The organism is Pseudonocardia sp. (assembly GCF_050250275.1).
Taxonomy (GTDB): domain Bacteria; phylum Actinomycetota; class Actinomycetes; order Mycobacteriales; family Pseudonocardiaceae; genus Pseudonocardia.
The window spans coordinates 1-23,694 of the sequence record NZ_JBFWOY010000043.1; the positions used below are offsets into that span (position 1 = coordinate 1).

18 protein-coding genes and 2 pseudogenes are annotated in these 23,694 nt (G+C 74.5%); 12 read left to right on the forward strand and 8 right to left on the reverse strand.

The window, feature by feature from the left end; translation table 11 throughout:
• Window positions 1-518: pseudogene (locus tag AB7F12_RS28415) on the reverse strand (hypothetical protein); the annotation flags it as partial.
• A gap of 1,447 nt (window positions 519-1,965) precedes the next feature.
• On the opposite strand from AB7F12_RS28415, the gene AB7F12_RS28420 reads away from it, so the two are divergent.
• Together AB7F12_RS28420 and AB7F12_RS28425 are read left to right on the forward strand one after the other, a co-directional pair.
• Complete coding sequence (locus tag AB7F12_RS28420) at window positions 1,966-4,227, forward strand: transglycosylase domain-containing protein (RefSeq protein ID WP_428498340.1); 2,262 nt, start codon at window positions 1,966-1,968, stop codon at window positions 4,225-4,227.
• 74 nt (window positions 4,228-4,301) lie between these two features.
• Window positions 4,302-4,562 carry a hypothetical protein gene (locus AB7F12_RS28425; protein ID WP_428498339.1) on the forward strand — a complete coding sequence of 87 codons (261 nt, stop codon included), beginning with the start codon at window positions 4,302-4,304 and terminating at the stop codon, window positions 4,560-4,562.
• Here AB7F12_RS28425 and AB7F12_RS28430 read toward each other — a convergent pair.
• Window positions 4,550-5,233, reverse strand: coding sequence for a nucleoside/nucleotide kinase family protein (locus tag AB7F12_RS28430; RefSeq protein ID WP_428498338.1), 684 nt, complete (start codon window positions 5,231-5,233; stop codon window positions 4,550-4,552). The two genes, AB7F12_RS28425 and AB7F12_RS28430, sit on opposite strands and share 13 nt — an antisense overlap.
• A 43-nt stretch (window positions 5,234-5,276) precedes the next feature.
• On the opposite strand from AB7F12_RS28430, the gene AB7F12_RS28435 reads away from it, so the two are divergent.
• Together AB7F12_RS28435 and AB7F12_RS28440 are read left to right on the forward strand one after the other, a co-directional pair.
• Window positions 5,277-6,413 (forward strand): DUF3500 domain-containing protein, encoded by a 1,137-nt coding sequence (locus AB7F12_RS28435; protein WP_428498337.1) that lies wholly within the window; start codon window positions 5,277-5,279, stop codon window positions 6,411-6,413.
• A gap of 68 nt (window positions 6,414-6,481) precedes the next feature.
• Entirely contained in the window at window positions 6,482-7,222 is a 741-nt protein-coding gene (locus AB7F12_RS28440) for a MerR family transcriptional regulator (RefSeq protein WP_428516239.1), read from the forward strand.
• Here the strand turns inward: AB7F12_RS28440 and AB7F12_RS28445 are convergent.
• On the reverse strand, window positions 7,198-9,612 hold the full coding sequence (locus tag AB7F12_RS28445) for a SpoIIE family protein phosphatase (protein ID WP_428498335.1): 2,415 nt from the start codon (window positions 9,610-9,612) through the stop codon (window positions 7,198-7,200). The two genes, AB7F12_RS28440 and AB7F12_RS28445, sit on opposite strands and share 25 nt — an antisense overlap.
• Before the next feature lie 150 nt (window positions 9,613-9,762).
• Here AB7F12_RS28445 and AB7F12_RS28450 point away from each other — a divergent pair, with 150 nt between their 5' ends.
• Both AB7F12_RS28450 and AB7F12_RS28455 read left to right on the forward strand, forming a co-directional pair.
• Window positions 9,763-10,119, forward strand: a complete 357-nt coding sequence (locus tag AB7F12_RS28450) for an MmcQ/YjbR family DNA-binding protein (protein WP_428498334.1) — start codon at window positions 9,763-9,765, stop codon at window positions 10,117-10,119.
• A gap of 10 nt (window positions 10,120-10,129) precedes the next feature.
• Window positions 10,130-10,915: an alpha/beta fold hydrolase gene (locus AB7F12_RS28455; protein WP_428498333.1), complete on the forward strand. Its 786-nt coding sequence runs from the start codon at window positions 10,130-10,132 to the stop codon at window positions 10,913-10,915.
• On the opposite strand, the gene AB7F12_RS28460 is transcribed toward AB7F12_RS28455, so the two are convergent.
• Entirely contained in the window at window positions 10,878-11,297 is a 420-nt protein-coding gene (locus AB7F12_RS28460; RefSeq protein WP_428498332.1) for a TIGR03668 family PPOX class F420-dependent oxidoreductase, read from the reverse strand. The genes AB7F12_RS28455 and AB7F12_RS28460 overlap by 38 nt on opposite strands.
• 29 nt (window positions 11,298-11,326) lie before the next feature.
• Here AB7F12_RS28460 and AB7F12_RS28465 point away from each other — a divergent pair, with 29 nt between their 5' ends.
• The 6 genes from AB7F12_RS28465 (at window position 11,327) to AB7F12_RS28490 (ending at window position 20,908) form a co-directional block, all read left to right on the forward strand.
• The gene (locus tag AB7F12_RS28465) at window positions 11,327-12,019 is read left to right on the forward strand and encodes an MBL fold metallo-hydrolase (protein WP_428498331.1); all 693 of its coding nucleotides are present in this window, start codon (window positions 11,327-11,329) and stop codon (window positions 12,017-12,019) included.
• An 83-nt stretch (window positions 12,020-12,102) separates the two neighbouring features.
• Window positions 12,103-13,089 (forward strand): pirin family protein, encoded by a 987-nt coding sequence (locus tag AB7F12_RS28470; protein ID WP_428498330.1) that lies wholly within the window; start codon window positions 12,103-12,105, stop codon window positions 13,087-13,089.
• Window positions 13,086-13,364: a GNAT family N-acetyltransferase gene (locus tag AB7F12_RS28475; RefSeq protein WP_428498329.1), complete on the forward strand. Its 279-nt coding sequence runs from the start codon at window positions 13,086-13,088 to the stop codon at window positions 13,362-13,364. The genes AB7F12_RS28470 and AB7F12_RS28475 overlap by 4 nt, the downstream gene beginning before the upstream one ends.
• 59 nt (window positions 13,365-13,423) lie before the next feature.
• Window positions 13,424-16,573 (forward strand): SNF2-related protein, encoded by a 3,150-nt coding sequence (locus AB7F12_RS28480; protein WP_428498328.1) that lies wholly within the window; start codon window positions 13,424-13,426, stop codon window positions 16,571-16,573.
• Window positions 16,563-17,444: an SWIM zinc finger family protein gene (locus AB7F12_RS28485; RefSeq protein ID WP_428498327.1), complete on the forward strand. Its 882-nt coding sequence runs from the start codon at window positions 16,563-16,565 to the stop codon at window positions 17,442-17,444. Before AB7F12_RS28480 ends, AB7F12_RS28485 begins: the two co-directional genes overlap by 11 nt.
• 224 nt (window positions 17,445-17,668) lie before the next feature.
• On the forward strand, window positions 17,669-20,908 hold the full coding sequence (locus tag AB7F12_RS28490) for a hypothetical protein (protein ID WP_428498326.1): 3,240 nt from the start codon (window positions 17,669-17,671) through the stop codon (window positions 20,906-20,908).
• A gap of 13 nt (window positions 20,909-20,921) precedes the next feature.
• Here the strand turns inward: AB7F12_RS28490 and AB7F12_RS28495 are convergent, their stop codons facing one another.
• The 4 genes and pseudogenes from AB7F12_RS28495 to folE form a co-directional block, all read right to left on the reverse strand.
• The gene (locus AB7F12_RS28495) at window positions 20,922-21,272 is read right to left on the reverse strand and encodes a DUF3817 domain-containing protein (RefSeq protein ID WP_428498356.1); all 351 of its coding nucleotides are present in this window, start codon (window positions 21,270-21,272) and stop codon (window positions 20,922-20,924) included.
• Window positions 21,273-21,524: 252 nt separating this feature from the next.
• Window positions 21,525-21,740: pseudogene (locus AB7F12_RS28500) on the reverse strand (DUF1992 domain-containing protein); the annotation flags it as partial.
• Window positions 21,741-21,792: 52 nt separating this feature from the next.
• Window positions 21,793-23,025: an NAD(P)/FAD-dependent oxidoreductase gene (locus AB7F12_RS28505; RefSeq protein WP_428498325.1), complete on the reverse strand. Its 1,233-nt coding sequence runs from the start codon at window positions 23,023-23,025 to the stop codon at window positions 21,793-21,795.
• Complete coding sequence (folE, locus tag AB7F12_RS28510) at window positions 23,018-23,632, reverse strand: GTP cyclohydrolase I FolE (protein WP_428498355.1); 615 nt, start codon at window positions 23,630-23,632, stop codon at window positions 23,018-23,020. The genes AB7F12_RS28505 and folE overlap by 8 nt, the downstream gene beginning before the upstream one ends.
• Between the last annotated feature and the right edge of the window lie 62 nt (window positions 23,633-23,694).

Sequence of the window (23,694 nt, forward strand, 5' to 3'; positions counted from 1 at the left end):
GCCGTCGCGCCCGCCCTGGCGGCGGGCGGAGCGGGGCGCGCGGCCGGGCCTGACCGGGGGTCGTGCGCGTAGCCGTTGGACTGCAACGGGCCGTTGGACTGCACCGGGCCGTTGGACTGCAACGGGCCGTTGGACTGCAACGGGATCGCGGGCGCCCCTCGCGCGTTCTGGGGCGGCTGGGCGCGGTCGGCGACCCGCGTGTGGACCTGCTCGGCCCTGGACTGCGGCATGCCGATCTGCGCGCTGGCGCCCGGCCGCGCGCCAGGAGAGAGGAACTCGGTGACCGCAGCCGTCACCTCGGCCGCGGCGAGGTGACGGCGGGCGGCGGCGAGGTTGGAGCGGCCCCGCTGCAGGCGCAGGTACACGATCGCGGTGCGGCCGGCGACGGCGATCGGCCGCAGTACGTGGAAGTTGCGCCGAGAGGTGACGGTGACGTCGTCGACGGGGTCGTCGGCACCGTGTGCCGCGACGCCCGAGAGCTGCGTCCCGGCGGCCGCGAGCATGCCGACGGCACTCATGTCGCCATCCTCGTCGACGCCGTGAGAAATTGCGGTGAGTACCTCTCCGGAATCGCCGTCGAGCACGCACACGAAAGTTGCGCCCGGAATATCGATGAGGGCGCGGACGGCGCTCGCGAAAGCGATCACGGCGTATTTTCGCACAGCCATTTCACGGCCTGTCGATCAGCCCTTCCAGCGCAATTACGGTCTGCTTACGGACGATTACGCTGGACTATTCGGTTGTATTGTCGATGGACTGTTCGGTGGATCCGGTCGGCCCCGGGCTGCCGGGTCGGCGGCAGCGGGTCGGCGACGGGCTCTTCGGGACGGGCGCCGGGGCCCCGGTCGGCAGCGCCCGGGAACCGCTCGCGGTGCTCCGGCGCGTGCGGCCGGCCGGGTCCCGGCGGCCACGTCTACCCGCTCGGGCGAGTGCCTCGCGCGGGCCCGAACGGCGGTCTCGACCGCGTGCCGGGGTGGGGCCCCCGGCATCCGGGACCCTGGCAGCACGCGTCCGGTCGGGCGGCGGCGACTACACCCCGTCGTCGAATCCCGAGGTCATCGACGGTGTGCTGCCGAATCGGTGACTGCATTCGGGTGATCTATGCCTACTCGGCGCACCGTCACCTCGAAGGGTCACGTTGACGTCACGACCAGTTCGCGACCGGGCTCCGACCCGGCCCGTCGTGGACCACCGCGACGCCGAGAGGAGTACCCGCGGGTGCCGACCGCCTCGACCCCTCCTCCGTCACGAGGTTCCCGCACGGCAGGCCGCGGGCAGACCGACGACGACGGCCCCCGCCGGGCGCGCCCCGCCCGCGACGGTCGGCGCGACCCGCAGCACCCCCGGCCGCAGGGGGACCGGACCGATCGGCCCGACGCGGGCCGCCGCCGGTCCGCACGCCCCGCCGAGCACCCTCGCGGGGCCGAAAAAGCCCACGGAGCCGAGCAGCCGCACGGAGCCGAGCAGCCGCGCACCACCGGGCCCCGAAGCCGCGACGAGCAACCCCGCAACGCCGCGGACTCCGGCAACGGGGCAGCACCCCGCGACCGCGCCCGCCGCGTCCCCGACGACCGCCGCGCCCCCGACGAGGGCCGCGCCGACCCGCAGGCCGGACGCACAGGCGACCGCCGCGCCGACCCGCAGGCCAGACGCACGGGCGACCGGCACGACGACCGGCGGGCTGCCCGCACCGGCGACGGGCGCACCGATCCCCGCGACAACCCCGGCGGTGACCGGGCACGACGCCGGCCCCGCCGCGACGACGCCGGGGACGGCCCTCCCGGCACTGCCCGCACCCGGGGTGACCGACCTCGCCGACCGGCCGGGACCCGCCCCGCGGACCGTGACCGCCCGACCCGCGGGCCCCGGCCCGCCCGCACGCCCGGAGCCGACGAGGCGCCGACCCGCCGGAGCCCGGCGCCCGCGGGCCGCCGGTCGGGTCCCGGCTGGTGGCAGCCCCCGTCGATGCGGACCCGCGCCGGTGACACGGGGCCGCGCCGGATCGCACCGGAGTCGTCCGACGGTGCCGACACGCCCGCCGCGCGGGCCGGCAAGCGGCGGGCGTCGCGCCGGCGCGGGATCGTGGAGACGCTGCGCGGCGGGTTCCGCCGCTCGAGCTCGCAGCACCTGCGTCCGCTGAGCACCGACGAGCGACGGGCGCTGCGCCGCCGCCGGATCAAGTGGTCGATCATCGGCGGTGTCGCGACGCTGGCGCTCGCCCCTGTGCTGCTGTTCGTCGTCGGCTATCTGATCTTCTCCGTGCCGACCCCGGACGAGGCGGTGAACAACCAGGTCGCGCTGGTCTCCTACGACGACGGGAGCCAGCTGGCGCGGCTCGTCCCGGAGCAGGGGAACCGGGTGAAGGTGCCGGTCGACCGCATCCCGGTGCAGGTCCGGCAGGCGGTGCTCGCGGCGGAGGACCGCACGTTCTACTCGAACCCGGGCTTCGACCTGACGGGCATCCTGCGGGCGGCGTGGAACCAGATGCGCGGGGGCGTGGGCGGCGGGTCGACGATCAGCCAGCAGTACGTCAAGACGACCCTGGTCGGGGACGAGGCGACCCTGTTCCGGAAGTGGAAGGAGATGATCGTCTCGGTCAAGATCAACCAGGAGCGGTCGAAGGACGAGATTCTGGGCGACTACCTCAACGCCATCTACTTCGGGCGCGGCGCCTACGGCATCCAGGCGGCGAGCCAGGCGTACTTCGGCAGGAACGTCGAGCAGCTGACGGTGTCCGACGGTGCGCTGCTGGCGGGGCTCATCCAGTCGCCGTCGCGCTGGGACCCGGCGATCGACCCGGCGAAGTCGTTGCAGCGCTGGCAGTTCGTGATCGACGGGATGGCGTCGCAGGGCTGGATCACGGCGGCGGACAAGGCTCAGGTGCGGTTCCCGGAGACGGTGGCGCGCAAGGTGGTCGGTGGGGGCGCGCCCGGCGACAGCCGCGGGCACGTGGTCAACTCGGTGCGCGACGAGCTGGGGGCGCTGGGCATCACCGACCAGGAGTTCAGCCAGGAGGGCCTGCGCATCACCACGACGATCGACCCGCGGCGTCAGCAGCAGGCGGTCGACGCCGCGCATGCGGGGCTGGCGGGGCAGCCGGACAACCTGCGGTCGGCGGTGGTGGCGATCGACCCGTCGACGGGTGGGATCACCGCCTACTACGGCGGGGACAACGGTGTGGGGCTCGACTACGCGAGGGTCCGCAAGCAGGCGGGGTCGACGTTCAAGCCGTTCGTGGTGCTGGCGGCGTTGATGCAGGATCCGCCGATCGGGCTGGGCGAGGTGTTCGACGGCAAGCCGGTCCGGGGTCTGCGCAACTCAGACGGGGCCGACTGCGACCGCTGCGACCTCAAGCAGGCCATGACGATCTCGAACAACGTCGTGTTCAACTCGCTGTCGAAGAAGGTCGGGCCGCAGAAGGTGGCCGACGCCGCGCGGGCGGCGGGGATCACCTCGCCCCTGACCGACCCGGACGAGCGGATCGCGCTGGGCAACAAGGAGGTCACGCCGCTGGAGCTGGCGTCGGCGTACGCGACGATCGCCGACGGCGGGGTGTACCGGGTGCCGCACCTGATCTCCAAGGTGGTGACGTCGGACGGGCGGGTGCTCTACGAGGCGCAGCCCTCGGACGGTGAGCGGCGGTTCCCCGAGCGGGTGGCGCGCAACGTCACGGAGGCGATGCTCGACGTGGCGGGCAACGACGGGCTGAGCCTGCCGGGGGTGCGCCAGGTCGCGGCGAAGACGGGCACGGTGCAGTCGCATTTCGACGGGCAGAACAACGACGCCTGGATGAGCGGGTTCACCCCGGAGGTGGCGGCGACGGTGTGGATCGGCACCGACATGAACACGCCGATCCGGACGGCCGACGGCACCCCGATCTCGGGTGGCTCCGTGCCGGGCGCGGTGTGGCGCGACTTCATGACGGACGCGGCGAGGCAGGACCCGCCGCCGGCGTTCGCGCCGTACCACGCGATCGGTGAGCCGCCGTCGGACAAGCCGCCGGGTGTCGACCCGGAGACCCCGGTGACGTCGGCCCCTGCGACATCTGCGGCCCCCACGACCGCACCGACCGACGTGTCGGGGGTGCCGACGACGGGGCCACCGGACCCGCGGGCAGCGGACCCGCGGGCGGGCGACCCGGCGCCGCCCGGCACGGCGGGGCCGTCGACGCCGCCGGCCACGACGACGACGCGCAGCACCTGCACGCTCGCCGATCCGTGCGGCTGAGCCGGTCGTCCGGCGCACTCGCCGGGCGCCGGTCGGGTGTGCCCGGCGGGCCCGCGGACGGCTACCGTGGCGACGTGGGTCCGCAGGGTGGCGAGGAGCGCCGGTTCGAGGTGGTGGCCTGGATGGCCGACCGTCGGATGGTCCTCTACGTCCCCGCCATCGAGGCGGCGACGAGCGTGCGGGACATGACCGATGCCGACGAGGCGGCGCGGGGGCTGATCGCCGACCTCACGGGTCTGGAGCCGGTCGCGATCCGCTGCGACATCCGGGTAGGCCGCGCGGGGGGCATGGGCGGGGTCGGTGGCGGTGGCGGCCCGGCGGGCTACGCCGACTGACCGCGGCCGGGGTCTACCGGTCCGTCGCCGGTGACGACGAGGTCGGCCCGGCCCGCGGTGGCGGCGACGCGGGCGGCGTTGGGGCCGTCGACCTCACGCACCCAGGCGGCCGCGTGCTCCGGGGTCTTGCCGAACTCGACGTGGCGCGCGACGAGGCGGTCGAGGCGTCGCCGTTCGTCGGGCGCGCAGAACCACACCTCGTCGAGGGTGGCGGCGACGGGGCGCCACGCGGGGTCGTCGAGGAGCAGGTAGTTCCCCTCGGTGACGACGAGGCGTGCGGTGGGTGCCACCGCGATCGCGCCGGCGAGGGGTTGTTCGAGGTCGCGTTCGAACTGGGGTGCCCACACGGTCACCGCGGGGTCGTCGGCCCGTAGCCGGGCGAGGAGCGCGGCGTAGCCGGCGGCGTCGAAGGTGTCGGGGGCGCCTTTGCGGCCGGCGCGGCCGAGCCTGTGCAGGGCGGCGTCGGCGAGGTGGAAGCCGTCCATGGGGACGTGGGCGACCCACTCCCCCGGTGTCGCGCCGGGCGGCGGGACGTCGGCGAGCGCGGCGACGAGGGCGCGGGCCAGCGTCGTCTTGCCGGCGCCGGGTGCTCCGGCGATGCCGAGCAGGGTGCGCCGGCTGCCGTCGCCTGCGAGGGTCAGTGCCCGCGCGGCGAGCTCGGCGAGTCTCATCGGGACGCGACTCTACGGGGGCGCACGTCGTAGGCTCGCCGCCATGGTCGTCACCGCTGACCCCACCGCGCAGGACGTCGCCACCACGATGGCCGAGGCCGCCGAGGCCTGGCTGGCCTCGCTCGGGACGGGGCAGCGTGCCGTCGCCACCGGGGGCACCCCGGGCGCGGACGCCGAGGCCGACGCGGAGCGGCTGCGCTGGTACTACACCCCGACCGACCACGGGGGGCTCACGCTCGGCGAGATGCGCCCGGCGCAGCAGTCGCTGGCGATGCAGCTCGTCGCGTCGGGGCTGTCGACGGCGGGGTACGTGACGGTGTCGACGATCCTCGGCCTGGAGAACGTCCTCGACCACGTCGAGGGCTGGGGGGTCGACTGGGGCCGGGAACGCGGCCGCGACCCGCAGTGCTACTACCTGCGGGTCTTCGGCCGGCCGGGCCCGTCGGGGGCGTGGGCGTGGCGCTTCGGTGGGCACCACGTCTCGCTGAACAACCTGGTCGTCGACGGCCGGGTCGTGTCGACGACGCCGTGTTTCCTGGGTGCGGATCCGGCGACGGCGCCGCTGCTGGGTCCGGTGCCGCTGCGCCCGCTCGCGGGGGCGGAGGAGCTCGCCCGGGAGCTGGTCCGGTCGCTGCCCGCGGACCTGGCCGCGGAGGCGGTGCTGCTCGACCGGGCCCCGTCGGACATCATCGGCGGGAACCGGTCGCGGGTCGGGGCGGGTGACCGGATGATCCTGCTGACCGACATCTGGCGCGGCCGCTTCGACGAGCCGCGGCTGGCCGACCGGCTCGCCATGATGAGCGAGGGTGCCGAGCGGGCCAGCGGATTCGACGACACCGACCACGCCACCCTGGCGCTCGGTGGGCCCCGCGGGGTGCCGGGCGCGGCGCTGGACCCGGCGGGGCGCGAGCTGATGACGGCCCTGCTGTCGACGTACCTGGACCGGGTGCCGGCGGGGCTCGCGGTGTGGCCCGACGTCGACGACGTGCACATCGCGTGGGCGGGGCCGCTGCAGCGGGGGGCGCCGCACTACTACCGGCTGCAGGCTCCCCGGTTCCTCGTCGAGTACGACAACACCCAGCGCCACGCCAACCACGCGCACGCGGTGTGGCGCGACCCCGAGTCGGACTTCGGCCACGACGTGCTGGCCTCGCACCGGGCGGCGCACCACCCGGCCTGACCTCGTCCCGGCGTCCTCGTCCGGAAAGGCTTGCGGTTGACGCTGCGTCAACTCCTACGGTGGGTCGCATGCGATGGTCGACGGCCGAGGTGGCGCGGATGGCCCGGGTCAGCTCACGGACGCTGCGGCACTACGACCACACCGGTCTGCTGCGGCCCGCCGGCACCGGCCACGGTGGCGTCCGGCTCTACGGACGGCCCGAGCTGAGGCGGCTGCAGCACATCCTGCTGTTGCGGGAGCTGGGCCTGGGGCTGCCCGACATCGGCGCGGTCCTCGACGGCGGGACCGACGAGACCGCGGCGCTGCGGCGCCACCACGCGCGGCTGCTGTCGGAGTCGCGGCGGCTGCGCAGGCTGGCCGCCACCGTCGCACGGACCATCGAGGAGCGGGAGGGAGGTGAGGAGATGGCAGCCGAGGAGCTGTTCGAGGGTTTCGGCGACGGCCCGTACGCCGCCGAGGCGCGCGAGCGCTGGGGTGACACGGCCGCGCGCTCGCAGCGCACGGTCGCCGGCTGGGACGCCGACCACCGGCAGGCGGTCATGGCCGAGGGCGCGGACGTCAACGCGCAGGTCGCGGAGCTGATGCGGGCGGGTACGCCCGTCGGCGACGCGGCCGTGCAGGAGGCGGTGGCCCGCCACCACGCGTGGGTCCGGCGCTTCTGGGAGCCCGACCGGCAGGCCTACATCGGGCTGGGCGAGCTCTATGTCGACGATCCGCGGTTCACCGCGTCGATCGACAGGACCGCACCGGGGCTCGCGGTGTTCCTGCGTGACGCGATGCGCGTCTACGCGGAGCGCGAGCTCGACTGACCGGCCTGGTCGACGTCGTCGTGTACGCCGGTCCGGACGGCGAGCACGACGATGTCGTCACCGGTGTCGGCGGCGGTGCGGCGCACCAGCTCGTTGCAGAACCGGTCCAGCGGCAGGTCGGCGACGGACGCGACGAGCCCGGCCAGCTCGGTGGTCGCGGTGTCGTCCGGGTCGCGGCGGCGCTCGAAGAGGCCGTCGGTGTAGAGCAGCAGCGTCGATCCCGGCGGCAGCGCGACCTCGTGGTCGTGCCGGTCGAGCCCGGCGTCGATGCCGAGGACGACGTCGACCGGGTCGTCCAGCAGCCGGGGCACGCCGTCGGCCCCGACGAGGATCGGTGTCGGGTGGCCGGCGCTCGACCACCGGAACACCGGCCCAGCCGGCGTCCACAGGACGCGGCCGTAGACGAGCGTCGTGAACCCGGTGACCTCCAGGCGGGAGGCGACCCGGTCGAGCCGGCCGAGGACGTCGGACGGCTCGCGTTCGGTGTCGTAGGCCAGGGCGCGCAGCATGCTGCGCATCTGGCCCATGGTCGCGGCGGCGGAGAGGTCGTGGCCGGACACGTCGCCGACCGCGAGCGCGAGGTCGCCGCCGGGCAGCCGGAACGCGTCGTACCAGTCGCCGCCGACCTGCAGCTCGGCGGCGGCGGGCAGGTAGCGGGCCTGGACCTCCAGGCCGGCGATGCCGATGTCGGCCGAGCTGGGCGGTTCGGTGAGCATCGCCGTCTGCAGCGCGAGGGACACCTCGCGGGTGCGCTGCACGGTGCGGGTGTGCTCGACGGCGGCCGACACCCGGGCGGCGAGCTCGACGACGAGGGCGCGGTCGTCGTCGGTGTAGGCGGGCCGGTCCCCGCAGGCCAGGAACATGACGGCGGCGACGACCTCGCCCGCGGACACCACCGGCGCGGCGAGTGTCGAGTGCATGCCGGCACGGTTGTCCCAGTCCCACATCTCGGTGGTACCCGCCCACTCGTCGCGGGGTGGCCGCGGCCCGGCGTCGAGGACCGCGGTGCGGCTGCGGACGGCCCGCGACACCGGGTGGCCTGCGCCGAAGACGAACCGCTCCGCCGCCGGGGGCGGCGGTTCGAGGCCGGGCGCGGTGCGTGTCACCGACCGCGCGCCGGTGACGACCCCGCCCGTCCCGGCCGTGGTGTCGACGAGGTACACCCGGCACAGGTCGGCGAACTCGGGGACGACCGTCTCTGCGAGCGCGGTCAGCTCGCCCTCCGGGTCGTGGGCGGCGTTGACGGCGAGCGTGGCGCGGGCGAGCACCTCGAGGCGCTGGCGGGCGCGGAACCCGGCGTCGATGTCGCTCTCGGTGCCGACCCACTCGACGACCCGGCCGTTCTCGTCGCGCACCGCGACGGCGCGGGCCCGGTGCCACTTCCAGCCGCCGTGGGCGCTGCGCAGCCGCGCGGTGTGGGCGAACCCGTGGCCCGTGGCCACGGCGTCGAGCCAGGCCGCGCGCTTGGACGCGCGGTCATCGGGGTGGATGGCGTCGAGGAACCCCCACCCCAGGTACTCCTCGCGGGACTGGCCGGTGATCGCCCGCATGCTCGGGGAGTCCTCGGCGGCGCTGCCGTCGGCGGCCCGGATCCACACGGCGGCGCTGGTGGCCTCGACGAGGCTCTGGTAGCGGGTGAGCAGGCGCTGGCGTTCCGCTGCGACGGCGGCGAGCTGGTCGCGGGTCTGTTCGGCCTCGGTGACGTCGACGACGACGAGGCCGACCCCGACGACCGCGCCGGACTCGTCGCGCACCGGGTAGGCGTCCATCGTCCACGACTGGTCGTGGCTGCTGCCGTGCCACAGCCGCCCGCGGACCCGGTGGCGGGTGCGGGGCCTGCCGTCGGCGAGGACCTCGCGCAGGAAGGCGACGACGCGGGCGCCGGTCTCGCCGTGCGCCTCGTCGGGGGTCAGACCGAGCCGGTCCTCGACGGTGCCGCCGTCGATGGCGGCGATGTGGCCGTTGGCGCGGCGGAACCGCAGGTCGGTGTCGAAGTAGGCGAGGCCGACGGGTGCGGTCTCCCACAGCGCGTCGAGCAGCGCGAAGGCCTCGTCGCCGGGGCGGGTCTCCGACAGGTCGCGCAGCACCCCCACGACGGCGGGCCCGGGCCCGGGCCGCGGCACCGCGCGGAACCACAGCACCCGCCCCGACGGGACGGCGGCGGGAAACCGGCCCTCGACCCGGCGCCCGGCGCGCAGGTCGGCCAGTACGGCGGCGGCCGAGACGGCGTCGACGGTCGCGCCCCCCGGGGACGAGGGGGTACCGAAGCCGTTGCGCCCCAGGACCCGCTCGGCGGGCAGACCGGTCAGCTCGGCGGCGACGGGGTTCCAGAGGAGGACGCAGCCCTGCTCGTCGAGGGCGAACAGCCCGACGGGAGCGGCGTCGATCATCGCGGCGGTCAGCGCGTCTGTCGCCTGCAGCGTCGCCTCCCTCCGACGAGACGCGCCGAGGCGCGTCGGGCGCCCATCGTAAGGGGCGCGACCGTCGCCCACGAGTCGTCGGGGGTTGGCGCGGCACCCGGCACGCGCCAGGGTGGTGGGATGGAGCCGACCGCCGATCCCCTCCCCCGGCTGCGCGCGCTGTGCATGGCGTTGCCCGAGGTCACCGAGAAGGTCAGCCACGGCGAGCCGACGTGGTTCGTGCGCCGGGTGTTCGTCTCCTACGCCGACCGCCATCACGACGACCGGCTCGGCTTCTGGTGTGCCGCACCGCCCGGCGTGCAGGAGGAGCTGGTGGCGGCCGACCCGGACCGGTTCTTCCGGCCGCCCTACGTCGGTGGGCGGGGCTGGCTCGGGGTGCGCCTCGACGTCGAGGTGGACTGGGACGAGATCGCGGAGATCGTCACCGACGCCTACCGGCAGATCGCACCGAGGAAGCTCGTCGCGCAGCTCGACTAGTATCGGGGCCGTGCACGCGCGGTTCCTCGACGTCGCCGGCGGGCGGGTCGAGTTCGAGGAGATCCCCGGCGCGGGCCCCGCGATCGTGATGTTGCACGAGGGCCTCGGTTCGGTCGGGTTGTGGCGCGGGTTCCACCACGACCTCGCCGCCGCGACCGGGCGCCGCACCATCGCGTTCTCCCGGTTCGGCCACGGCCGCTCCTCGCCGCCCGGGCAGCGGCGCACGCCCGACTTCATGCACTCCGAGGCGCGCGATGTGCTGCCCGCCGTCCTGGACGCGCTCGGCATCGGCTCCCCGGTCCTGCTGGGGCACAGCGACGGCGCCTCGATCGCGCTGCTGGCCGCCGCGTCCGGGCTGCCGCTGACGGGTGCGGTCGTCCTCGCGCCGCACGTGTTCGTCGAGGACGACGGGCTGGCCACCATCGCCGCCACCCGCGCGGCGTTCGACGGCGGCGACCTGCGCACCCGGATGGCCCGCCACCACGACGACCCGGACGTCGTGTTCGGCAACTGGGTCGGGGTGTGGCTCGACCCGGCGTTCCGGTCGTGGGACGTCACCGCCGAGCTGCCGGCCATCACCTGCCCGGTCCTGGCCGTGCAGGGCACCGCCGACCCCTACGGCACCGTCGCGCACGTCGAGGCGGTGCGCGACCGCTCGTCGGGCCCCGTGGAGCTGGTGCTGCTCGACTGCGGCCACTCCCCGCACCTGGAACGCCGCGCGGAGACCCTCGCCGCGGTGGCCCGGTTCGTCGCCGGTGTCACCGCGCGGTCCAGCCCGCCCAGCTCACCGGGGTGACCACCAGCACCGGTCCCGGCGGCCGGGCGTCGCGGTAGCGCGGGTACTTCGTGACGAGCGCGTCGAGCGCCGCCGGGCAGTCCGCCGCGTCGCGCACCTCGGCGGTGCCGTCGATGCGCACCCACCACAGCCGGTCCCAGTCGTCGTCGTAGCGGTCGACGAGCACGCCCACCCGCGGGTCCCGGTCGACGTCGGCGAGCCGGGCGAGTGTGCGGCCGCTCTTGGGCTTGACGTCGTCGACCGCGCTCCAGAGGAGGCCGTCGAGCAGGACGAAGGTGAAGGGGACCAGGCGGGGGGTGCCGTCGGCGCGCAGGGTCGCGAGCCGGGCCACCGGGGACGCCTCGACGTGGGCGCGCTGCTCGTCCTCGCTCAGGGTGGGCACGGCGCCCAGTGTGGCTAGGCTCCGGCGACATGGCACAACAGGCCGCCGTCCCGCTGGCCGACGGGGCCTGGCGGATCCCCACGGTCCCCGGTCCCTGGCTCAACACCTTCGTGTTCGCCCACGCCGACGGCACGGGGGTGACGCTCGTCGACACCGGGCTGCCGGGCGCGCCGGCGCGGGTGCTCGCGGGGCTCGCGTCGATCGGCCGCCGGCCCGCGGACGTGCGGCGCATCGTCGTCACCCATGCCCATCCCGACCATGCGGGCGGGGCGGCCGCACTCGCCGCGGCGACCGGCGCCCCGGTCGCGCTGCACGGGGACGACGTGTCGTTCGCGCTGGCCGGGGCGGGTCCCCGGCCCGACCCGTCGACCCGGGGCGGGCGGATCATGGCGCGGCTGGGCAAGGCGAGGTTCCCGCCGGTCGCGGTCGACCAGGAGCTCTCCGACGGCGAGGTGCTCGACGGCGGGCTGCACGTGCTGGCGTCGGCCGGGCACACGCCGGGGCATGTCGCGCTGCTGCACGAGCCGAGCGGGGTGCTGGTGGTCGGGGACGCACTGATGAACGTCGGCCGGATGCGGGTCTCGCCGGCCGCGTTGTGCGTCGACGCGCGGCGCTGCCGGGAGTCGGTCCGGCGCCTCGCCGCCGTCGACCACTCGGTGCTGGCGTTCAGCCACGGCCCGCCGATCGTGGACGGCACCGCGCTGGCGGCGTTGCCGGGGTGAGCCGGGGTGAGGGTGCGGGAATGTCCGGGCCCCACGGCCCGTTCCACAAGATAGTTGCACGCTCAATCGTGTAGGAGGTCACCATGCCGGCCATCACCGTCGCCGACGTCACCACCCTGGCGCGCGTTCCCGAACCGGGCCCGACCGACCTGGACCGCGGCGTCCGCTCGGTCACCACCGCACCCGTCGGGTACGAGGGCGAGGGCTTCCCGGTCCGGCGCGCCTTCGCCGGGGTCGACCTGCGCGACCTCGACCCGTTCCTGCACATGGACCAGATGGGCGAGGTCGAGTACGCGCCCGGCGAGCCCAAGGGCACCCCCTGGCACCCGCACCGCGGCTTCGAGACCGTCACCTACATCATCGACGGCACCTTCGAGCACATGGACTCCCACGGCGGCGGCGGCACGATCGCCGACGGCGACACCCAGTGGATGACCGCCGGCAGCGGCCTGCTGCACATCGAACGGCCACCGGAGGCGCTCGTCGCGAGCGGCGGGCTGTTCCACGGCCTGCAGCTGTGGGTGAACCTGCCGAAGGCCGAGAAGTGGGTCGAGCCCAAGTACCAGGACCTGCGCGCTGCCGAGGCGGCCCTGCTGACCACCGGTGACGGCGGCGCCCTGATCCGCGTCATCGCCGGCGAGCTGGCCGGGCACGCCGGCCCCGGGTCCACCCGGACCCCGATGGCGATGATGCACGCGACGATCAGCCCCGGCGCGCAGCTGCGGCTGCCGTGGCGGCGTGACTTCAACGCGCTCGTCTACGTCCTCTCCGGCGCGGGCAGCATCGGACCCGACGGCCGGCCGATCGAGACCGGGCAGCTCGTCGTACTCGGACCGGGCGACGTCATCACCGTCAACGGGGCGAACCACCAGGAGTCGCGGCTCGCGGGCCTCGACGTCGTCGTCCTGGGCGGGCTGCCGATCCAGGAGCCCGTCGCCTGGGCCGGCCCGTTCGTGATGAACACGAAGGCGGAGGTCATGGCCGCCTACGAGGACTACCAGAAGGGCAAGCTCGGCGTGATCCCCGCGACCTACGTGCCCCACGGCGGGCTGGGCGGGGCGTCCTCGTGAGCGAGCCCGTCGTCGTCGACCGGCCCGAGCGCTCGCGCTTCGAGATCCTGGTCGACGACGAGGTCGCCGGGCGGGCGCACTACCGGCTGCGCGACGGCGTGCTGGCCTTCACCCACACCGAGGTCGAGGACCGCTTCGGTGGCCGGGGCATCGGCGGGGCGCTGGCCCGCGGCGCCCTCGACGCAGCCCGGTCGCGGGGCCTGCGTGTCCGGCCCGACTGTCCGTTCGTCAAGGGCTGGATCGACAAGCACCCGGAGTACCAGGACCTGCTGTGAGCCACTCACGACCCCGGTTCGCGCCGGAGATCGTCGGTGGGCAGCCGTAGCCTGTCGGGGTGTTCGTCGTCCATGCCCTGTGGTCCCCCGGCCGGGGTGTGCTGCTGTGGGCCGAGGACGGCGAACGCCCGGCCACCACCAGCGCCCGGTCGTTGCGCACCGCGCGCCCGCACCCGTTCGCGGCGACGTCCGGCGAGCTGGCCGCGCTGCACCCCGGCAAGGCGGCGTCGCTGGTGCTGCTGCTGCCGGGTCGGCCGTCGGGGCCGCTGGCCTCGCCCGAGCTGGTCCGCGCCGGGCCGGTGCGGCGTCCCCGGTCGGCGCCCGAGCTGCTGGCCTGGACGGTCCCGGCCCTGCTGGTCGACGCGGCGGAGCTGCGCGACCCCGACCCGGCGGTGCGCTACGGCTCGTCGGTCGTGCACCTGCGCGCGGTGCTCGACCTCGCCGAAGGTCTCGCCGCCCGCGGTCGCGTGCTGCCGGCCCTCGACCGCACCGGCTCCCCCCGGGCGCGGTGGCGACCGGTCGTCCAGGGTCTCGACGCCGTGGTGTTCGACAGCCTGGTCGCGGCGGTCCCGCCGGTGGCCCGCGCCGAACGACGCCCCCGGCCGGCACCCGGTGCCCCGCCCGACATGCACGGGCACGACCCGCGCGCCCTGCTCACCGACGCCGTGGGCGTACTGGCCGACGCCGCGGTCCGCGACCGGCTGGCCCGCGCCGACGAACCGGTCGACGTGCTGCCCCCGCGGCGCGGCCGCGCGCCCGCCACCACCCCGGCCGCCGAGGCGTGGCTCGCCGCCCTGGTCACCCCGGACGACCGGGTGGGCGGTGCCGCCGGGGTCGGCCACACGGAGCTCGACGAGCTGGCCCGCGCCGTCGCCGCCTGGGACGAGGTGGGCGCCGGGGCGAGCGGGCCGGCGCGGGCGTCGTTCCGGCTCGCCGAGGTCAAGGTCCTCGACGACCCGGCCGACCCGGACTCCCCCGGCACCGACCAGACCGGCGACGGCACCCGCTGGGAGCTGCAGTTCTCGTTGCGCTCCACCGAGGACCCGAGCCTGCTCGTGCCCGCCGCCCGAATCTGGGACGGCGCCGGCGCCACCTTGACGCGGCTGATCGGCGAGCCGCAGGAGCTGCTGCTGGCCGAGCTGGGCCGGGCCGCGCTGGTCTACCCGCGGCTCACCCGGGCGCTGCGCTCGGCGTGCCCGGAGCTGCTGGCCCTCGACGTCGACGGCGCGGCGGAGTTCCTCACCGACATCGCGGGCCGGCTGCTCGCCGAGGGGTTCGACGTCGAGCTGCCCGCGGGCTGGGACGGCAGCCGCCGGCTCGGCCTGCGGCTGTCGGCGAGCTCCACGGCGGCACCGGGCGTCGTCACCCGGGGCGGGCTGGGCCGGGAGGAGCTGGCCGCGTTCCGCTGGCACCTCGCGGTGGGCGACGACGTGCTCGACGAGGACGAGATCGCCGAGCTCGTCGCCACGAAGGCGCCGCTGGTGCGGCTGCGCGGGCAGTGGGTCACGATCGACCGCGAGCAGCTGCGCACCGGCCTGGAGTTCATGCGCCGCAACGCGAACCGCCGCCGCCCGACGGCCGGGGAGGTCGTCGCGATGGCCGCGGCCCCACCGGCCGAGGTGCCGCTGCCCGTCGTCGGGGTCGACGCCACGGGCTGGCTGGGCGACCTGCTCGACGGGTCGGCCGAGCACACGCTCGCCCCCGTCGAGCCCCCGTCGTGGTTCACCGCGACCCTGCGGCCCTACCAGCAGCGGGGCGTCTCGTGGCTCGCGTTCCTCGCCCGGCTGGGGCTGGGGGCGTGCCTGGCCGACGACATGGGCCTCGGCAAGACGGTGCAGCTGCTGGCGCTGGAAGCGGCCGAGCGTGCTGCGAGCACCCACGGACCGACCGTGCTGGTGTGCCCGATGTCGCTGGTCGGGACGTGGGAACGGGAGGCCGCGCGGTTCGCGCCGCGGCTGCGGGTCCTCGTCCACCACGGCCCCGACCGGGCGGCGGGTGCGCAGTTCACCGCGGCCGCCGCGGGCGCGGACCTCGTCGTCACCACCTACGGCACCGTGGTCCGCGACGCCGACCTGCTCGAACCGTTCGAATGGCACCGCGTCGTGCTCGACGAGGCGCAGCTGGTGAAGAACAGCCTGGCCGCGTCGGCGCGGGCGGTGCGGCGGCTGCGCGCCGGGCACCGGATCGCGCTCACCGGCACCCCGATGGAGAACCGGCTGGCCGAGCTGTGGTCGGTCATGGACTTCCTCAACCCCGGCATGCTCGGCAGCCCCGAACGCTTCCGGCAGCGCTTCGCCATCCCTGTCGAACGCTACGGCGACGACGAGGCCGCCGCCCTGCTGCGCCGCATCGTCCGCCCGTACCTGCTGCGCCGGGTGAAGACCGACCCCGGCGTGATCGACGACCTGCCGGAGAAGATCGAGATCACCCAGCACTACCGGCTCACCCGGGAGCAGGCGTCGCTGTACCGCACGGTCGTCGACGACATGCTGGAACGGATCGAGGGCAGCGACGGGATCGCGCGGCGCGGCAACGTCCTCGCCGCGATGGCCAAGCTCAAGCAGGTGTGCAACCACCCGGCGCAGCTGCTGCACGACGGATCCCCCATCGGCCGGCGCTCGGGCAAGGTCGTGCGGCTGGAGGAGATCCTGGAGACGATCCTCGCCGAGGGCGACAAGGTGCTGTGCTTCACCCAGTACGCCGAGTTCGCCTCGATGCTGGTGCCGCACCTGTCGGCCCGGTTCGACCAGGAGATCCTCTACCTGCACGGCGGCACCCCGAAGACGCGGCGCGACGAGATGGTCGAGCGGTTCCAGTCCGCCGACGGGCCGTCGATCTTCCTGCTCTCGCTCAGGGCGGGCGGCACCGGGCTGACACTCACGGCGGCCTCACACGTCGTGCACCTCGACCGCTGGTGGAACCCGGCCGTGGAGAACCAGGCCACCGACCGGGCGTTCCGCATCGGGCAGCGGCGCAACGTGCAGGTCCGCACCCTGGTGTGCCGGGGCACCGTCGAGGAACGCATCGACGAGCTCATCACGTCGAAGAAGGCGTTGTCGGGCAGGGTGATCGGCAACGGCGAGAACTGGGTGGGCGACCTCGCCGACCTGTCGACCGCGCAGCTGCGCGAGGTGTTCGCGCTCGGCGGTGAAGCCCTCGCCGAGGACGGCCCCGACGGCTCGGACCCGGAGGTGCCCCGTGGCGCGTGAACCCGACCCGTTCTGGTGGCGCGACGCCGAGGCCGGCGGCAGGCCGCGCAAGGTCACCGGCGGCATCCAGATCCACGCCGGCCGCGGGGCCGTCGCCCGCAGCTGGTGGTCGGCCCGGTTCCTCGAGGTGGTGGAGGAGGTCGTCGCCGGGGGCCGGCTGGCGCGCGGACGCACCTACGCCCGCGCCGGGCAGACCCTGGAGCTGCGGCTGGCCCCGGGCTCGGTCACGGCGAGCGTGCAGGGCAGCCGGGAGCAGCCGTACCGGGTCCGGATCGGCGTCACCACCTACGGCAAGCCCGAGTGGTCACGCGTCGAGGAGGCCCTGGCCGGCGACGCCTGGTACGCGGCCGCCCTGCTGGCCGGGTCGATGCCGCCCGAGATCGAGGGCCTGTTCGCCTCGCTCGGCCTCGCGTTGTTCCCGGCCGACGCCCGCGACCTGGTGATGGACTGCTCGTGCCCCGACCACGCCGTGCCCTGCAAGCACCTGGCGGCGGTGTTCTACCTGCTCGCCGAACGTTTCGACGCCGATCCCTTCGAGGTCCTCGCGCTGCGCGGCCGCGACCGGGAGACGCTGCTGGCCAACCTGCGGTCCCGCCGCGCGGCCGCGGCCGCGGCCGAGGACCGGCCGGCCGCGCGCCCGGCCGAGCCCGCCGAGCCCGCGGCTCCCCCGCTCGCCGACGTCCTCGACGCGTTCTTCAGCGCGGGCCCCGGTCTCGACGACGCACGCCGGGTGGTCCCGGTGCCGACGGCACCCGACGCCCTGCTCGACCAGGTTCCGCCGTTCGCGATCACCGTCCGCGGCACGCCGGTCGTCGACCTGCTGCGCCCGGTCTACGAGGTGCTCGCCGCCCCGACGGATCGCCGGCCCTGAGCTGCCTGTCCTCGCGTCCGGCGCCGCTGCAATATGTCGCGGCGCGGGCCACGGTGGCGGCGACGGCCCGGACCAGACGTGCCCGGTCAGCAGATCGGGCGGGCAGATGCGGCCGCGTCCCGGCAACGACGTCCTGAATGCCGTTAACGGGTCGATGATCCGGTTCGAGTCAGCGAGCGGACCGTTCCGCGCGGTCCCCGACGCCCGACCCGAGCGAGGTGCTGATGACCACTCCGGACGCGACGTTCAGCGAACGCCCCTCTGCGCCGCCGGAGCTCCTGCCCGGCCTCATCGGTGCGGTCACGAGCAGCGTGCGGTTCACGAGCTTCGTCCGGGACGTGGAGCTGCGCGGGCTCGTGATCGACGTCGACGCCGATTGCGCGGTCGACCTGCCGATCGGGACGCTCGCGAAGCAGCCCAGCTCGTTGTCGGAGATCTTCACCGGGCTGCGGTGCCCGGTGGTGCGCCTCGGCTTCCTCACCGGCCACCGGCAGAGCTGGGAGAACCGCGGTACCCACCTGGGCGAGGTCGTACACAGCATCGCGCTCGGCCCCGGGGAGTCCCGCAGCATCGCGTTCGTCAACTGGCGGCGCCGGCAGCTGACCGCGCTGGAGGAGCGGACGACCGTCGACGAGCGGGTGACCGCCGTCTTCGTGCAGAACCGTGCCCTGGAGGAGATCACCACCGCGGTCGCGACCGAGCACCAGGGGGGCGAGACGCAGACAGAGGCAGGCACCGCGGTGACCGCGGGCAGCTTCGTCGGCGCGGGCGCGGCCGTCGGTAGCGTCGCCGGCGCGGTGATCGGGACCATCGCCGAGCCCGGTGGCGGCACGATCCTGGGTGCGCTCGTCGGTGGCGCGGTGGGGACGATCGCGGGCGGGGTCGTCTACAGCGGCTCGAAGGCGCTGGGGATGATCGAGTCGCAGACCGACGGCGATCGCGACATCGTCGCCGACGTCAACCAGCGCATCGCGCTGAGCACCAGCCAGACAGCCTCGGCCGTGCGCTCACTGTGGTCGACGGCCGTCGTCGAGGACGCACAGGGCGAGAGTGTGTCGGCGACGACGTCGAACATCACCAACTACAACCACATGCATGCGCTCAACATCGAGTACTTCGAGGTGTTGCAGCACTACCAGGCACGGCTGCATGCCGAGAGGCTGCAGCCGCTGCTGTACCTGCCGTTCACGTTCCTCGACTTCACCGGCTTCCGGTTCGTCCGCGACTACTGGGAGATCGTCCGCGTGCACATCGACGACGCGGCGCTACGCGAGCAGGGCGACAGCTATTTCGTCACCGAGGACGTCCCCGACGCACCCGACCTCCTGCCGGTCCCGATCGAGCCGCAGGAGCCACCACCCGCCGAGCCGCTGCGGATCACCGCCCTCGTCATCGACGTGCTGTTCGACGGCATCCCGTTCAACCTCGACGTGGGTCTGACCGTCGTGCGCGACGGCCAGGAGATCTTCGGGCAGGAGCAGACGAACGGCGTCCCCTCCCAAGCGCTCGCCGGCTTCGACTTCGGCAACCGCTACACGTTCGACGCCGACCTCGACGACGCCGAGCGGATCACCGCTGTCGTGCTGTCGCGCAACCAGGTCCTCGACATCGAGGACACCCGCTTCCGCATCCGCGTCTCCCGCGGTGCCGTGCGGCGGGGCGCGGCATCGGTGCGCAATCTGGCCGGCACGACGATCCTGGGGCAGGGTCTGATCGAGTCGGACGGGCCGCGCAACACGACCGTGGCGTGGCTACCGGCTGGGGGCGTGGCCGCCGCGGACGTGGCGGCGCGTGAGGAGTACGAGGCCGCACTGTTCGAACGGGACCAGATCCTGGCCGAGAACGAGCGGCGGCGGGCGGCGTTCGAGGCACTCACCCAGGACATCGAACGGTTCCGCAACCGTCTGCAGAAGCTGGTCCTCCGCCGCCGGCACTTCTTCACCCGCGTGATCCTCGACGCGGTCGAGCCCGAGGAGATCACCCAGCTCCTGGAGTCGGTCACCATCGGGCACGCGGACAGCGGCGCGGAGCGGCTGCGGCTGAGCGACCTCGCGCACACGATCCCGCTCGGGACCACGGCGGGCGCCTTCGTGCTCAAGCTCAAGCGACTCGATCCGGCGGCCGTGAAGGGGCTGTTCGGCGCCCTCGGGCTCACCGACGTGCCGGCCGAGCTCGACATCCTCGCCGGCTTCGCCGACACCACCCTGCGCTCGTTCGAGAAGCGTCACGACCAGCTCAGCCGTGTCGACGACATCTACGTACCCACGGGTGGGCTGTTCGCCGAGGCGGTGCTGGGCCGCTCCAACAGCGCCGAGTACCTCGACATGCAGCGCTACTTCAACTGGCAGGACTCGCCGATCCCGCACCAGCCGCCGGCGATCGACCCGGTGAGTACCGCGAGCCGGTTCCAGCGCGGGGACGTCAGCGTCACGGTGCCGGAGGGCGATCTGCAGGTGATCAACCCGGTGACCTTCCCCGACCCGACCGGGCTGTCCGGAGTCCTGGCAGCCGTGCAGAACCCCGCGATCTTCCGCGACATGTCCGGCGCGAGCCAGCTCGCCGGAGTCCTGGGCAGCCTCTCCACCCTCGCCGGTCAGATCGGGCAGGTTGCCACGACGATGACCGGCCAGGCGGCCCAGGACGCGTTGCGCGCCGCGACCGACGTGAGCCAGGCCGCGGCCGGGCTCGCCCAGGCGATGGTGGACGCCCCGGTGACGTCCGGCCCGCCGTCCACCATCACCAACGACGGCGCCGCACTCAATGCCTCACGCGATCTCGACGCCCAGACCGTCGCCGCGCTCGCCCCGCCAGGCGGCGCACCGCCGCCCGTCGAGCCGTCGGACACGACACGCGACATCCCTCGCAACGTCGCCGGGCTGCCGACGACCGCGCCTCGACGTCCTCGTCAGGGGCGCAGCCCGGCGCTGACCACGAGCCTGGTCGTCCGGGACCCGAACGGCCGGCCGATCCTGTTCGACCGACTCGCCGACGTCCGCAAGGTGTTCCGCCTGTACCACCCGCAGCTGGAGCCGCAGCTGCACGAGTTCACGTCCGCGACCGAGGCAGCCAACCCGTTCTACACGCTGCCGGTCGAGTGGCCGCGGCCGAACGGGATGATCACCATGGCGCTGGAGGTCGCCGGCTTCGCGTTCACGAACTCGGCACAGTTCACGATCCCGGACGGCGGGGACCAGATGCTCATCACCGCGACGTTCGCGACGAAGCCGGTCACGATCACCCGTCAGGAGAACGAGAGCCACTCCGACGCCGTCACGCGCACGATCCAGGGCAAGCTGGGCGTCTCGATCGACGCCGCCGAGACTGTCAAGGTCCTGCTCGAGGGCGGCGGCGGGGTGAGCGGCACCGGCACCGACACCGACGGGTCGAGCGACTCGCGGAGCGAGATCGTGCGTGTGCCGATCGACGGGCTGATCGACCTGGCCCTCGGCTTCACGTCGGGGTGAGCGCGCCCCCGGCTCAGGCCGTGGCGTTGCGCGTGGTGCCCGCGCCGGCGCCGTGCAGCTTGCCGGTGCGCAGTGCCCAACGCTCGAACCACAGCGTGAACAGCGGCGGGATGCTCGCGGCGAGCGCGAGCAGCGTCGTGGGCAGCGACCAGCCGAGGCGGCGGGCGGCGACGAGCGTGATCGCCACGTAGGCGACGAACAGCGCGCCGTGGATCGGGCCGAAGATCGTCACCCCGATGTCGTCGAAGACGACGACGTACTTGAAGAACATGCCGATGAGCAGACCCGTCCAGGAGCAGGCCTCGGCGACGGCGATCACGCGGAAGGCGCGCGCGGGTCCGGACAGCGCGGTCGGGGAGGTCATCGCAACGGCTCCAGGCTCGGGGTCGGTTGTGGCTGTCTCCACTGTGCCCGACCCGCCCCCGAAACCTTCTACCGGGTGTCGAACTTTCCGCCGTGATTCCCGCCATGCGGCCACGACGTCGTCGGCGCGGACCGGCGCGAGCGGCACCTGCGGCGGGGTCGGAGCGAGCAGCCAGGCCGCGATCCGCATGTTCAGATGCGACACCGCGGCCCGGACCGCGGCCTCGTCCGGCAGCGGCGCCACCGTCTGCGGCAGCCGCTGGACCTCCTTGCGCAGCGCGAGCGACGTCGGCAGCAGCGCATCGCCCGACAGGCCTTCGCGCTCGACCCAGCCGCGCACCCACCAGTTGTCGTCGTCGGGTCCGTCCAGGCGCAACGGCTGCCCCTTGCCGGGCAGGTCGTCGAACTCGCCGCGCTCGGCGGCCAGCCGGATCTGCTCCTCGACGACGGACTCGTGCCGCTCGCGCACCGCTCCCCCTCCGTGTCGCGCCCGAGGGTAGGCCCGCTCGGGGCAGGCGGGCTCAGCCCAGGTCGGCGAGGCTGACGTCCGGGTCGGCCAGGTGTGCGGGCTCGGGCGTGGCGGCGGCGCGGACGAGCCGGGTCAGGTGCTCGGTCACGTCCCACACGTTGACGTTCATCGCCGCCGCGACGCGGTCCTCGACCAGCCAGAACGCGACGAACTCGCGGGCGGCGAGATCACCGCGGACGACGACCTCGTAGGGCTGCGACGGGTCGAACCAGCCGGTGAACTCCATGCCCAGGTCGTACTGGTCGGTGTAGAAGTACGGCGGCCGGTCGTAGGAGGCGTCGATCCCGAGCGCGGTGCGGGCCGCGACCACCGGCTGGTTGAGCGCGTTGGCCCAGTGCTCGACGCGGATCCGCCGGCCCAGCGCCGGGTGCCACGCGTGCGCGATGTCCCCGACGGCGAGCACGTCGGGGTGCGAGCTGCGCAGGTGCTCGTCGACGAGGACGCCGTTGTCGACGTCCAGCCCGGCGGCGACCGCCGCGTCGACGTTCGGCTGCGCCCCGATGCCGACGACGACCACGTCCGCGGGCAGCGCGGTGCCGTCGTCGACGTGCACGGTGTTGCGGCCCCCACCTGCCGCGTCGGCGACCACCTCGCGCACCTGCCGGCCGCAGCGCAGGTCGACGCCGTTGGCCCGGTGCAGGTCGGCGAACACCTGGGCGATCTCGGGGCCGAGGACCCGCACGAGCGGCAGCTCGGCGACCTCGACGACGGTGACCTGCGCGCCCGCGGCCACGGCCGCCGCGGCGGTCTCCAGCCCGATCCAGCCGCCGCCGACGACCACGACGCGCGCGCCGGGGCGCAGCGCGGCGCGCAACCGGTCGCTGTCGGCGAGGTCGCGCAGGTGGTGCAGCCCGGCCGGGTCGGCGCGGGGCAGGTCGAGGCGGCGGGCCCGGGAGCCGGTCGCGAGGACGAGGGTGTCGTAGCGGAACCGGTCGCCGCCGGCGGTGCCGATCTCGTGGGCGGCGGCGTCGATGGCGGCGACGGGTGAGCCGGGCCGCAGGTCGACGGCGTTGTCGGCGTACCACTGCCGGGGGTGGACCTCGACGGAGTCCCGCGCGTCGTCCCCCTTGAGGTAGCCCTTCGACAGGGCGGGCCGCTCGTAGGGCACCTCGGTCTCGGCACCGACCAGCACGATCGCGCCGTCGAACCCCTCGGCGCGCAGCGCCTCGGCCGTCTTCGCCGCCGCGAGCCCGCCCCCGGCGACGACGATCGTCGACTCAGCCATGGACGCCTCCCGGTCGCGGCATGGTCAGCGCCAGGAACTCCGAGCGGGAGCGCGGGTCCTCGCGCAGGGTCCCCAGCAGCGTCGAGGTGATCGTGCTGGTGCCCTCGCTGCGGACCCCGCGCAGCGACATGCACATGTGTTCGGCCTCCACGACGACCCCGACGCCGCGCGGCGAGAGGTGCTCGTCGAGCCAGTCGGCCACCTGCTTGGTGAGCCGTTCCTGCACCTGCGGGCGGCGGGCGAACAGCTCGACGACGCGGGCGAGCTTCGACAGGCCCAGGATCCGCTCCCCGGGCAGGTAGCCGACGTGGGCGACGCCGACGAACGGCAGCATGTGGTGTTCGCACACCGACGCGACGGGGATGCGGCGGGCGAGGACGAGCTCGTCGTAGCCTTCGTCGTTGTCGAAGGTCGTGAGGTCGAAGGGGCGTGGGGCCAGCATCTCGGCGTAGGCGCGGGCCATCCGGCCGGGGGTGCCCGCGGTGGCCTCGCCGTCGGTGGGGACGCCGAGTGCGGTGAGGAAGTCGCGGGCCGCGCGCTCGGCCCCGGCGAGGTCGACGCCGGCCTCGGGTGCGGTGACCCGCAGCGGCCGGACGACGGCATCCAGCCGGGTGTCGGCCAGGGCGATCTCGGGTGTCGTCACGGAATCCTCCGGGTCTATCGGACGCA

Coding starts and splice junctions, on each gene's coding strand:
- AB7F12_RS28505 (WP_428498325.1), bottom strand. CDS start 23,025: ATGGCTGAGTCGACGATCGTCGTCGCCGGGGGCGGGCTCGCGGCGGCG.
- AB7F12_RS28465 (WP_428498331.1), top strand. CDS start 11,327: ATGGCACAACAGGCCGCCGTCCCGCTGGCCGACGGGGCCTGGCGGATC.
- AB7F12_RS28495 (WP_428498356.1), bottom strand. CDS start 21,272: ATGACCTCCCCGACCGCGCTGTCCGGACCCGCGCGCGCCTTCCGCGTG.
- AB7F12_RS28490 (WP_428498326.1), top strand. CDS start 17,669: ATGACCACTCCGGACGCGACGTTCAGCGAACGCCCCTCTGCGCCGCCG.
- AB7F12_RS28430 (WP_428498338.1), bottom strand. CDS start 5,233: ATGAGACTCGCCGAGCTCGCCGCGCGGGCACTGACCCTCGCAGGCGAC.
- AB7F12_RS28470 (WP_428498330.1), top strand. CDS start 12,103: ATGCCGGCCATCACCGTCGCCGACGTCACCACCCTGGCGCGCGTTCCC.
- AB7F12_RS28420 (WP_428498340.1), top strand. CDS start 1,966: ATGCGGACCCGCGCCGGTGACACGGGGCCGCGCCGGATCGCACCGGAG.
- AB7F12_RS28450 (WP_428498334.1), top strand. CDS start 9,763: ATGGAGCCGACCGCCGATCCCCTCCCCCGGCTGCGCGCGCTGTGCATG.
- AB7F12_RS28435 (WP_428498337.1), top strand. CDS start 5,277: ATGGTCGTCACCGCTGACCCCACCGCGCAGGACGTCGCCACCACGATG.
- AB7F12_RS28440 (WP_428516239.1), top strand. CDS start 6,482: ATGCGATGGTCGACGGCCGAGGTGGCGCGGATGGCCCGGGTCAGCTCA.
- AB7F12_RS28445 (WP_428498335.1), bottom strand. CDS start 9,612: ATGATCGACGCCGCTCCCGTCGGGCTGTTCGCCCTCGACGAGCAGGGC.